At 34.4% G+C, this 11,813-nt stretch carries 9 protein-coding genes; 1 reads left to right on the forward strand and 8 read right to left on the reverse strand.

The window, feature by feature from the left end; genetic code table 11:
- The 8 genes from EV214_RS14085 to uvrC all read right to left on the reverse strand — a co-directional run bounded on the left by EV214_RS14085 (nt 1) and on the right by uvrC (nt 10,821).
- Nucleotides 1-477, reverse strand: coding sequence for an NADH-quinone oxidoreductase subunit NuoE family protein (locus EV214_RS14085; RefSeq protein WP_132246887.1), 477 nt, complete (start codon nt 475-477; stop codon nt 1-3).
- Between the two features lie 156 nt (nt 478-633).
- The gene (gene hprK / locus EV214_RS14090; RefSeq protein WP_132246889.1) at nt 634-1,572 is read right to left on the reverse strand and encodes an HPr(Ser) kinase/phosphatase; all 939 of its coding nucleotides are present in this window, start codon (nt 1,570-1,572) and stop codon (nt 634-636) included.
- A 295-nt stretch (nt 1,573-1,867) separates the two neighbouring features.
- On the reverse strand, nt 1,868-3,445 hold the full coding sequence (locus EV214_RS14095; RefSeq protein ID WP_132246891.1) for an AbgT family transporter: 1,578 nt from the start codon (nt 3,443-3,445) through the stop codon (nt 1,868-1,870).
- Between the two features lie 85 nt (nt 3,446-3,530).
- On the reverse strand, nt 3,531-4,811 hold the full coding sequence (locus EV214_RS14100) for an amidohydrolase (RefSeq protein ID WP_132246893.1): 1,281 nt from the start codon (nt 4,809-4,811) through the stop codon (nt 3,531-3,533).
- Nucleotides 4,804-6,048 (reverse strand): M20 metallopeptidase family protein, encoded by a 1,245-nt coding sequence (locus tag EV214_RS14105; RefSeq protein ID WP_243116676.1) that lies wholly within the window; start codon nt 6,046-6,048, stop codon nt 4,804-4,806. The genes EV214_RS14100 and EV214_RS14105 overlap by 8 nt, the downstream gene beginning before the upstream one ends.
- Nucleotides 6,049-6,319: 271 nt before the next feature.
- Complete coding sequence (locus EV214_RS14110; protein WP_132246895.1) at nt 6,320-7,447, reverse strand: M20 family metallopeptidase; 1,128 nt, start codon at nt 7,445-7,447, stop codon at nt 6,320-6,322.
- A 186-nt stretch (nt 7,448-7,633) separates the two neighbouring features.
- Nucleotides 7,634-8,932, reverse strand: a complete 1,299-nt coding sequence (locus EV214_RS14115) for a hypothetical protein (protein WP_132246897.1) — start codon at nt 8,930-8,932, stop codon at nt 7,634-7,636.
- A complete protein-coding gene (gene uvrC / locus EV214_RS14120; RefSeq protein WP_132246899.1) occupies nt 8,929-10,821 on the reverse strand; it encodes an excinuclease ABC subunit UvrC in 1,893 nt (630 codons plus the stop codon). The genes EV214_RS14115 and uvrC overlap by 4 nt, the downstream gene beginning before the upstream one ends.
- A gap of 382 nt (nt 10,822-11,203) precedes the next feature.
- Here uvrC and EV214_RS14125 point away from each other — a divergent pair, with 382 nt between their 5' ends.
- Nucleotides 11,204-11,755 carry a hypothetical protein gene (locus tag EV214_RS14125; protein WP_132246901.1) on the forward strand — a complete coding sequence of 184 codons (552 nt, stop codon included), beginning with the start codon at nt 11,204-11,206 and terminating at the stop codon, nt 11,753-11,755.
- Nucleotides 11,756-11,813 lie beyond the last annotated feature (58 nt).

Consider the following 11,813-nt stretch of genomic DNA (forward strand, 5'->3'; position numbering starts at 1 on the left):
TTATTCATACTTTTTAAGTATTTCAGGTACATCGCCTTCTACCAATCTTCCATATACATCTTCATTAATGGTTATAACGGGGGCAAGTCCACAAGCACCAATACACCTTGTTGCTTCTAATGTGTACTTTCCATCTGGTGAAGTTTTTCCAACCTCTACATTTATTTCTTTCTTAATACGATCCAGTATTTTTTGAGAGCCCTTTACGTAACAAGCAGTCCCTAAACATACACCAATGGTATATTCTCCTTTTGGCACGAGTGAGAATTGTGCATAAAATGTAACAACCCCATAAATCTCTGCAAGAGAAATGTTTAATCCTTCAGAAATCTTTTTCTGTACTTCTATAGGAACGCATCCAAATATTTTTTGCGCCTCATTTAGAACAGGGATTAGAGCCCCTTTTTTATCTTTTTGCATTACAATGAATTGGTCTAATTTCTCAAAATTTTCTTTCATAAGAATATGTTTTGACATAGTCCTCCCCCTTTTTCAGTTTTGAACATTTTTTATTTTCTTTATTTTCTTATAATCATCATATTTAAATTTTAGTATTTTTTAGAATCCCTGTCAAATATAGTTTTTTTATTCACAAACCGATTTCGTATATTTACAAAAAAACAAGGGTACAATTTATATGCCCTTGTTTTTTGTTTGTTTGCTTGTATACTTTAGTAGTCTCTCATTCAATTTTTCTGCCGCGTTATATCCCATTCTCTTTTGTCTATGGTTCTTTGCCGCCGCCTCTATAATCATAGCTAAATTTCTACCCGGTTTTATTGGAATGGTTATTTTATAAATATTCACATCCAAAATCTCCATGAATTCTTCATCCATTCCCAATCGATCATAATGTTTTTCAGGTTTCCAGTTTTCCATCTCTATAACTAGCTCAATTGTTTTTTTATTTCTTACTGCACCTACTCCATATAAATGTTTAATATCTAATATACCAATTCCCCTAAGCTCCATAAAATGTCTAATGACTTCTGGGGCACTTCCTTCTAATCTATTTTTGTCTTTCTTTTTAATTTCCACAGCATCGTCTGCTACCAATCGATGTCCTCTTTTTATCAACTCTAATGCAGTTTCACTTTTTCCAATACCACTTTCTCCACTAATCAATATGCCAATACCATATACATCTACCAACACCCCATGCCTTGTAATAACAGGTGCCAACTTATCATTCAAATAATTATTAAGCTGACTAATTAATTGTGTGGTACTCACATCTGTCCGAAGCAGTGGTCGATTAAATTTTTTTGCTGCTTCAAGACACTCTTTATGTACATCTAATCCTCTTGCTACAATCACACAAGGTAATGCATGTGAAAATAACTTTTCTGTTCTAGGCTTTCGTACTTGGGCATCAAGACTATCAAAATAGGTCCACTCTACTTTTCCGATTACTTGTACTCTTTCATAAGCAAAATATTCATAAAATCCTGCCAATTGTAATCCTGGTCTATTGATATCGCTCTCTTCTATATTTATTTCGGTTTCTTCAGACCTATGAATGACCTCTAATTGTAAATCCTCGATCAAATTCTCAATCGTTACAAATGCCATAATCCTCTACTCCTCTTTTGTATTTTTGTGCAATGGGTTTTATACTATTATAACCAGATCTTTTATTTTGTGTCTATTCTCTTTTTTGTTTATATGGATAAAACAAGTTCAAAAATAACACCTTCGATACCTTTTCTATAAAAACTTGCTGAAATGAAATAAAAAAATTAAATCAATTAAAAGCACGATCCAAATTATTAGATGTAATAATTTGGATCGTGCTTATTTGAAATTATGACAGTTATTCACTGAATCTGTCACTAAAATCCCTTTTTATACAGTCTCTATAGCCATCCTACATAAAAATAGATGTTCCTGGTCCTATTGGGAACTTTAAGAAATACCAACCAATTAATAAGAGTGTAAATCCAACTAAATAAGCCAGAGAATAAGGCATTAGTAAGGAGATTACTGTACCTATTCCATTTTTTTCATTCTCATCCGTCTTATATTGATCCATCAGACCAATCACAACTGGTATATAATAGGATAGTGGTGAAATAATATTTGTTGATGAATCTCCAATCCTATAAGCAAGTTGTGTTACTGCTGGCGATAATCCTAACATTGCAAACATAGGTACAAATATAGGTCCTAATATTAACCATTTTGATGAACCACTAATCATAAATAGATTCACAAAGGAAGCAAGCATGATAAACATGATAATCAATGGAATACCACCAAGATTTAAGCTCTTTAATAAAGTTGCACCTTTTACAGCTAATACGGTAGTTAAATTACTTTGATTGAATAAGTCAATAAACATAGCAGCTGGTAATGCTACTACTAAGAAGCTTAAACATCCAGCCAATCCCTTTTGCATCAATTTTGGAATATCTGCTTCTCCTTTTATGACCCCAACCGTTTTTCCATAGCTTACCCCTACGATCAAAAAGAAGAAGAACAAAATGGGTACAACACTCTTTGTAAATGTAGACTTTGGTAATATATTCCCATCTGCATTCCTAAAGAAAGAACCTTCTGGTACCGTCATCATAACAATCAATAAAATATATAATACTGCTGCTATTCCTGTATTTCTTAGGCCTTTGCTTTCTTGTTCCGTTACAGTGTGTTCTTTTAGGATTGATTTATCTACAGCATCTGAAGAATCCCCTAAAAATTTTACAGTAAACTTTTCAGTAACGACTGTTGTAAGAAATGTAACTACAAATGTAGCTGCAATCATAAAATACCAATTAATCAGCGGATGGGTTGGTGCAGCAATACCACTACCCGTTGCAACAGATTCAGTAATTCCTGCCAAAAGTGCATCTGTTCCTGCAATCAAAAAGTTGGCCGTAAACCCTCCCGAAGCAGCTGCAAATCCTGAAACAATACCGACCTTCGGATTTCGTCCTAAAGCCTTAAATATAGCCCCACCTATAGCCGCTGTAAAAATCATGCCCGCATCAGAAGCAAGGTTTGCATTGATTCCAACGATGGCCAATACTGCTGTTACCATGTAAGAAGGTGCCCCTAATATTGTTTTTCTCATAAATGCATTAATAAGTCCTGTTTGTTCTACCATTCCTATGCCAAGCATCATTGTCATAATCAAACCTAATGGCGCAAATTGTACATAGGTTTTCACGAAATTTTCCATAAATGGACGCATACCGTCATAGCTTAATAGATTTGTAATGGCTACGACTGTTTCTTTTGGTGCTTCTCCTGGATTTTTAGAAGCTGCTAAATAAGTAACGGATACTCCCATTTTCGCTAAAACAAATGATAAGATCAATACGGTTACTGCTAATCCTACAAATAGTGTGAACGGGTGGGGAAGCTTATTCCCAACCACCTCAATCCCTTTAATAAATTTCGCAAATCTTGTATTTTTCGCCTCTACTTTTGCTGTATTACTCATGTAAATCCCCCCTTATACTATTTTTGATAAACGCTTCCTCAAAGCCTCCTTCCTCAACTTCAAAAATATTATGCATAAATTCAAATCATTTTTGATGATTTAAAAATTGAATCAAGTTTTCAAAAAGATTTACAGCAATTTTTAATATTCTTTCATCAAAATCAAACCATTCATTGTGATGTTGTGCAGCAATTTCTGTTCCTAATAATATGTAAACAGATTTTCCACCCATATCCTGCACCCTTTTGATCATTAATGTTACATCTTCACTGCCTCCAAAATAAATTTCTCTTTCAATCTCAACAACCCCCATAACATCCTTTGCCTGTTTTATCACTAAATCTACAAGTTCTTCATCACAAGTACAATCTACAGCTTGACCCATTTTTTCTATTTTATAAGAAACATCATACATACGTGCTGTATTTTCTATTATTTTTACTGCCTTGTCATACATATACTGATTGAGTGTATGATTTAATCCTCTCGTTTCTAGTTTCATAAGTGCGCTAGGGGCGATTACATTTCGGCCTACCCCAGCCTGTAAAATCCCCACATTTATCCTAGTGGGTCCATCCTTGTGTGGCGGAATGGCATATAGATTGAGTACAGCGCTTGAAGCTGCAAGTAGTGCATTATTCCCTTCATTTGGTGCAGTTCCTGCATGGGCACCTTTCCCTGTATATGTAACATCCATCTTTGTTGTACATAAAAATCCCCAAGGCTTTGCAATAATTTTCCCAACAGTTATCCCCAAACCTATATGCCCGCTTAAAAAATAATCCACATCATCTAGTAAGCCTTTTTCAACAATGGCATTAGCCCCCCTTACCCCTTCTTCAGCAGGCTGAAAGATCAATTTTATTTTTCCTGTTAATTGCTCCTTATTTTTTATTAATTCGTGAGCTAATCCTAATCCTATTGCAGCATGGCCATCATGCCCACATGCATGCATCGCCCCTTCATTTTGAGAAGCAAAACATTCTTTATACGGGCGATGTTTATGATCTTCTATTTCTACCGCATCATTTGCATCTATATCAAATCGTAGGGCTGTTGTTGGTCCATCTATTTTTGTATCAAGTATGGCCACAACCCCTGTATATCCGTCCATCCGATCAATCCACTTGGGGTTTGCCCCTTGACTTATCGCACGATCTATATGTTTTTTTATTTCTTCATCCTTCATTCTTCCCATAACCGCCGAAGGTTCAATCATTTCTTTTCCTAATAAAACTTCATATCCCAAAGTAGATAAAACCTCTGCAATTTTTGAAGAGGTTCGAAATTCAGTCCAACCCGTTTCTGCATATTTATGAAAATCTCTCCGATATGCAATTAACTTTTCTTCCAGTTTTTCATCCAATGTAGTTCACCTCCGACATTTCCATCTTCTGTGTCATTTTCTTTTCATCCCCACTTAATAAATCAAGTGTAGCCATTGTCATCGTCTCTAAGCCTACTTGTAGCGCTTTTTCATCTGGATTAAATTTGGGATTATGAATAGGTACAAATTCTTCAGCGGTTATATCCTCTGGTCTACAACCTAGCCACATAAATACAGAAGGTACCTTTTGTGCAAAAAACGCAAAATCCTCTCCTCCCAAAGCAGATTGTGTAATAGGTACAAAATCATATTTAGGGTTATTTCTGATACTTTGTTCTATCTTCTTTGATAACGCTGCATCATTGATAAGTGCAGGGTATCCAGATACGTATTTAAATTCGTATTTCCCTCCCATGCCACCTACAATCCCATGGATTAATTCTTCAATCATTCTAGGTAATTTTTCTCTTACTTTTGGATTTAAATTTCTAACGGTTCCTTCAAGAACCACTTCATCTGGCACAACATTATACCGATATCCGCCATTTATTGTTCCTATCGTAATCACGCAAGCATCAAGAGAACTAATATTCCTTGAAACAATTGTCTGAAGTGCTACCATAAGCTGTGCAGCAATAATCCCTGCATCTATTCCTTCATTAGGTGTAGCACCATGGGCACTATTGCCTTTAATTTTAATGAAAATCCTATCAGAAGCTGCCATCATTGGACCTTCTTTAAACCCTATTTCCCCAGACTTTAAAAATGGCCAAACATGTAATCCAAGCATACAATCTACCTTTGGATCATCAAGTACACCTTCTTCAATCATGCCTTTTGCCCCACCTATGGGATTATTTTCTTCAGCAGGCTGAAATATAAATTTTATTGTACCCTCAAATTGATCCTTAAGATCACGCATTACATGGGCAACCCCTAGTAATATGGCTGTATGCATATCATGTCCACATGCATGCATTACACCATCATGCTTGGATGCATAAGCTAACCCTGTTTTTTCTTGCATAGGTAACGCGTCCATATCTGCCCTTAGGGCAATGGTCTTTCCACCTTTTTTCCCTTTTAATATGCCTACGACTCCTGTTTTTCCAACATTTCTTTTTACTTCTAGTCCAAGATTCTCTAAAATATCTGCTACTTTACGCCCTGTTCGAACTTCATCATGCCCTAATTCTGGATGTGCATGGATATCTCGTCTATAATCAATCATTAATTCTTTATAGCGGTTAGTAATTTCTCTAATTTCCTCTTTCACTTTATTCCCCACCTTCTAATATACCCTTCATTTTTTGCATCTTTATTATTTGTTTTGCGTGTTTCTTTTTTTCAAAAGTTATCAAGTATGAACGTTTTTTGTATTTGACACATATTATGGTCATGACCTTTTTAAGGGTATTCTATATTTTTTCATTAATTCCTTTATTTTCCGAAAAAATATATTTTTTTATAAAACACCCTTAAATATCTATATAAAGCAAAAAAAAACAAGGGAATATTCCTTTTCCCTTGCTTGCTCCGCAACTATTTTATTTAAATAATGTAATCATAAATTCTCTCAATAAGTTCACCCTTGGTTCAATAGAATTAATCTCAAGATACTCATGAATACCATGTGCGCCTCCACCCACTGGCCCTAAAGTATCAACCGTAGGCACGCCCATAAAAGCAGTCAAATTTGCATCAGAACCGCCTCCAGTAGCTACCCATTCTATATGTATATTTAATGTTTCTCCTATACCATCAATGATTTTATATAGTTTTCCCATTTCTTTTGATACCTTCATAGGTGGACGAAATCCTGGCTTTGTTATATTTATTTTGATTCCATTTAATTTTGGATTCTTTGCTAATTTCTCTACCGCTTCCTCTACTTTTTTCATTGCATTTTCAGTTTTAAACCTTACATCAACTACAGCATTTGCCTTTTCAGCCACTACATTAGGAACCGTGCCACCAGAAACTACCCCCACATTCACAGTTGTTCCTGCTTCAAGATCATTTAATTTATCGAGTTCCCCAATCCAGTATCCAAGCTCAGTAATAGCACTAATTCCATCTTGTGGATTCGCTCCAGCATGTGCTGCTACACCTGTAAATTCAATATTATATTTTAAAATACCTTTTCTTTCTTTCACCAAAGCGCCATTTTTTCTTGCAGGTTCTAAAACAACCGCATATTTGCTTTTTTTTGCAAGTTCTTTTATCCATTCTTTTGAATATATAGAACTTATTTCTTCATCACTGTTCAAAGCAACACATATAGCAGGTAGTTTTTCGAACTTGTTAAAATTTAATGACTCCAGTACATAATACATAGATAATAAAGCTGATTTCATATCTACAACACCTGGTCCATAAGCTATATCTCCTTTTATTGTAAAAGGTCTTTCTTTTGCCGTTCCTTCTGGAAAAACAGTATCCATATGTCCTATTAATAATAGATCAATCTCTTTTTGATCTATATTTCTCGCTTCTAAACAGGGGCCTAAAGCTTCATCAAATTTATGCATCTTTACAAACCATCCCATTTGCGCATATTTGTTTTTGAAAAATTCGGCTACTTTCTCTATTCCTTTAGGCGTAGTACTCCCACTATCAATATTTACTAATAATTCTAGCTCTTTTAAGTATTTGGTTAAATCTAATTTATACATATCCCTATTAATCCTCCTACTAATTAATTGAAGGTAGACATTACGTCTACCTCAATGCTTTTTTATTTAATCTATTGTTAAAATAATAGATACATCTATTCCAAAAGTTGATGCTACAAGATAAGGCTATGTCCTTTTTCACTGTATTCTACATGATTCTTCTAATTCCTCTTATATTCGCAAGTCTTATAGTAAAATCTCATAGATTTGTCTAGGTCTTCCTGCACTCGCTACACTTTTGGTAGCAATCACTTTTCCATACCCTGCATCTGTCATTTGTTTTAGGATTCTTCTACCACTTCTTATACTAATGCCTAAATAGTTCGCCAATTCTTCTGCATTCATTTTATTGCTTCCCATTTTTTCTATGATGGATTTTATTTTAGAAATATAGGTCGCACTTATTTTTATTTGTTCCGCCATCTCTTGCATTTCTTTATCGGTCACCGCTAATTCATAAGATAACGCGCCGTCATTGTTTTCTTTTATAGGCCCTAAGATGTTTCCCTTTTCATCCACGATAAAGCAGCTGTTACGCTCTTCCTCTAGCGCATATCCTAACGCAATACGTGCATTGGCTTCTGCTTCATGCACAGAATTTCCAAACCCAATGCCAGAAGCCAATTTAATTTTGGATGCATCCTGATATTGTAAATATTTTACAAGATCAAAATTCTCACACTTTTTTGCGATTGCACCACGGGTTGTAAAAATCAAATATTCATCTCTACCAAATGGAAACAGGGAACCAAAATTTTCTTGGGTATAAGGAATCAACCCTTCCTCTAGCTTATTTTTTAACTTTAAAAATTCATATTGAGAAGACATGCTTTGTATTTTATTCTTAACCTTTACGATTTGTACGGCAATCTGTGTTCCTTTTATTTTTTCTACATCGCCTTTATAGATGGCTTTATTGACATGCTCCCGTATTAGAGAAGTGGTTGGATAGAGCTTATATACCGGCACATTTCTCTCCTTTAATTGCTCATATACTTTACTGATACATGTAATCGCGATATTTATTTTTTTTTCTTTCCATAGTTGATAATGAAAATCCAATAATTCATCATAATCGATATCCTCAGAAAAAGGCTTCGCGAATCTCTTTTTCATTGGAATGTCTAATTCATTGATTACTTCATCGATTGCCATTTCATCAATGGTATCAAAGCTCATCTTTCTATAATCTATTCCCGAATCTCTCATTTGCCAAAATGCACGATACACACTTGTCCCTGTTCTTGGTATATATACAGCAGGCTTATGGATTACCCCTTCACCTTTTGCAAAAAAGTAGGGAACTTGCCCGGAAAACAGGAGTACATCTACCTCATTCTGATGCTTTTTTAATATTTCAATGGTTTCATTTTTATGTTTATAGGGATATGTCTTAATAAGAATTTGTTGATCCAACTTCTGCCCCACACTTTTAATCTTATCCACTGTATCAAAAGCCCCAACAATGCCTAGTCTTAATTTCATACTTTTCCTTCTTCCTCTTCAATTTTCCCCTGTTTCTTTAAAAAATGATCCTTTACAGCCTTTGCAGCACGCATATTCATGCCATCAACAACACTTAGTTCTTCTACAGACGCTTTCTTTATTTTTTCAATCGATTCAAAATGTTTTAATAATGCAATTCTTCTTTTCTCTCCAATCCCTGCTATCTCTTCTAATACAGATTGGACCATTGTCTTTCCTCTCAAGCTTTTATGATACGTAATGGCAAATCTATGGGTCTCTTCTTGGACTCTTCCGATAAATTGAAAGATATTTGTATTCTTTTGTATGTTGATGTTCTTGCCATTATAAAGTAAGTCCTTTGTTCTATGCCGATCATCCTTCACCATCCCAGCTGTAGGAATTTGTACGTTTAGTGCACTTAGTACATCTAATACGGCGTTTACATGGCCTACGCCCCCATCGATTAATAATAAATCTGGTAATTTAGAAAACTTTCCTTCTTCCTGTAAAATTCCTTTTTCTATCAAGCTTTCTTGCTCTTCTAATCCTCTTTTAAATCTCCTATAGATGACCTCCTGCATACTGCCATAATCATTGGATCCTTCAATTGTCTTTATTTTAAACCTTCGATAATCACTATATTTGGGTTTTCCATTTTCAAACACAACCATTGAAGCAACTGAATCGATTCCTTGTGTATTAGAAATATCGAAAGATTCTATTCTAAACGGTACTTTACTTAGTTCTAAGCATGTTCCTAATTCTTTTATAGCCCCTTCACTCTTTTGGCGATCTCTTATAAGTTTTTCTCTGAATTGTTCTAAAACTTCTACAGCATTTTTATGAACGAGCGCTAATAAATCTTTTTTCTCTCCTCTTTGAGGAATTTTAACCCTTACCTTTGATCCTCTCTTGTCCGTTAGCCACTGTTCAATTAAATCCGTATCATCAACCTCTTCTTGGATTAAAATCTCCTTTGGTACCAAAGCTGCTTCTGCATAAAACTGTTTGATAAAAGCACTCACAATTTCCGCTCTCGTATCGTCATCACTCGCACGAATCATATAATTTTCCCTACCTATGAGTTTTCCCCCTCTGACAAAGAAAACCATCACACACACGTCTTCTACCCCTCTCGCCATGGCAATCAGGTCTTGATCTATATCTGATGATGCGATAATTTTTTGTTTTTCCATCAAACTATGAATGGCATTGATTTGATCTCGGTAGATTGCCGCTTTTTCAAACTCCATATTTTTCGCAGCTTCCTTCATCTTTTCTTCAATCTTCTTTACTAAATCTTCATGTTTTCCACTTAAAAATAGTAAAATCTCATCTATCATTTTCATATACTTTTCATGCTCTATGTCTCCACTACAAGGCCCTAAACATTTGCCAATATGAAAATTTAAGCAGGGTCTATCTTTTTTATTCCCAATTTTCTTGTTACATGTTCTAACAGCATAAAATTTTTTGAGCATTTCAACTGTATGGTTCACAGCCCCTACGTTTATAAATGGTCCAAAATATCTTGACTCGTCCTTCACAACACTTCTTGTTTTAAATACCCTTGGAAATTTTTCTTTTAGTGCTACCTTTATATAAGGATATTGTTTATCATCACGAAGGAGTACGTTATATTTAGGTTGATATTTTTTTATAAGATTGGCTTCGAGGATTAAGGCCTCTACCTCTGAATCCGTTAAAATATATTCAAACTCCGTAATATTTTCAACCATAGCACGTACCTTTGCCGCTTGGTGTTTAAGTGACTGAAAATATTGCCTTACCCTATTTTTTAAAGAAATAGCCTTCCCCACATAAATGATTTCACCCGATTCATTTTTCATCAAATAAACCCCAGGGGAAGCTGGTAATTTCTTTAACTGCTCCTTTATATCAAACATTTTTGTTTCCTCTCATTTCTTTTGTCTTATTCATAAGCAATCATAAAAAATTCTCATTACGTCTACCCATCTATTTTTTACTTATAGGTATCGCTCCACGTCATTAAATTTTCAAAAGTGATTCAATATGCACGTTCTTTTTATTTTTCATTTCCAATTGGTTTATCTACATGTCTATTCTATCAAAAAACTGAATAGATAAATATATTTATATAATATTTAATTTTATTCTTTATTACATACACATCCTGTAGCTCCTCATTTCATAAGATTATAATTTAAAATAAAAATTTTATTTTCCCCAAGTTTATATAAAGTATGTATATTTTTTAAAATTTTTGTACAAACTCTCAACAAGTAGAATATTCAAGGAGGAGAAATCATGAATCAACTTTTTAAAAAGATAGGCTGCATTTTGAGTATATGCATCCTGTTATCATCTATATCCCTTGCAGAAGGAAGCTTTGAGACAGTACAAACCTATTTGAAAAACACAAATCTATCAACTCCAAACACATCTAAAGTAATCCCTGCCCTTTATTATGGGGGGGACATCTATATTCCAGTGCAGCTTTTGTCCACCCATCTTAACTTTGGCCTTTCTTTGGATCAACAAAATAATACGTTAACCTTAAAAAATAATGACACCTTCAAAGATTTTGATCCATCCAATCCATGGGCAGGTGAAAATTTTGTTTATGGTGAAATTCTTAAAATAGATAAGCACAAAAAAACAATGACCATCGAGCAGCACTTTGATGACAACAGCATCTCTATAGAACCTAATATAGCAGTTTCTGAAGAAGTCATTATTGTTTATCAACGAAATGACAAAAAAATGAATTTAGATTTTGAAGATTTGAAAGTAGGAGACATTATAGGCATGGTGTTAAATAAAGAGAATATTGCCCAGGGAATCATATTAACAGATTAAAAAAAAGTAAAACCAGATCATTTTCTGGTTTTACTTTTTTCATTTAAGTTCTCAAAGT

It is taken from the genome of Marinisporobacter balticus (genome assembly GCF_004345705.1).
In the GTDB taxonomy this organism is placed as follows: Bacteria; Bacillota; Clostridia; order Peptostreptococcales; family Thermotaleaceae; genus Marinisporobacter; species Marinisporobacter balticus.

What these genes read in the sequence shown, in the direction of transcription:
- EV214_RS14085 (WP_132246887.1), bottom strand. Translation starts at nt 477, where the DNA reads ATGTCAAAACATATTCTTATGAAAGAAAATTTTGAGAAATTAGACCAA.
- hprK (WP_132246889.1), bottom strand. Translation starts at nt 1,572, where the DNA reads ATGGCATTTGTAACGATTGAGAATTTGATCGAGGATTTACAATTAGAG.
- EV214_RS14095 (WP_132246891.1), bottom strand. Translation starts at nt 3,445, where the DNA reads ATGAGTAATACAGCAAAAGTAGAGGCGAAAAATACAAGATTTGCGAAA.
- EV214_RS14110 (WP_132246895.1), bottom strand. Translation starts at nt 7,447, where the DNA reads ATGTATAAATTAGATTTAACCAAATACTTAAAAGAGCTAGAATTATTA.
- EV214_RS14115 (WP_132246897.1), bottom strand. Translation starts at nt 8,932, where the DNA reads ATGAAATTAAGACTAGGCATTGTTGGGGCTTTTGATACAGTGGATAAG.
- uvrC (WP_132246899.1), bottom strand. Translation starts at nt 10,821, where the DNA reads ATGTTTGATATAAAGGAGCAGTTAAAGAAATTACCAGCTTCCCCTGGG.
- EV214_RS14125 (WP_132246901.1), top strand. Translation starts at nt 11,204, where the DNA reads ATGAATCAACTTTTTAAAAAGATAGGCTGCATTTTGAGTATATGCATC.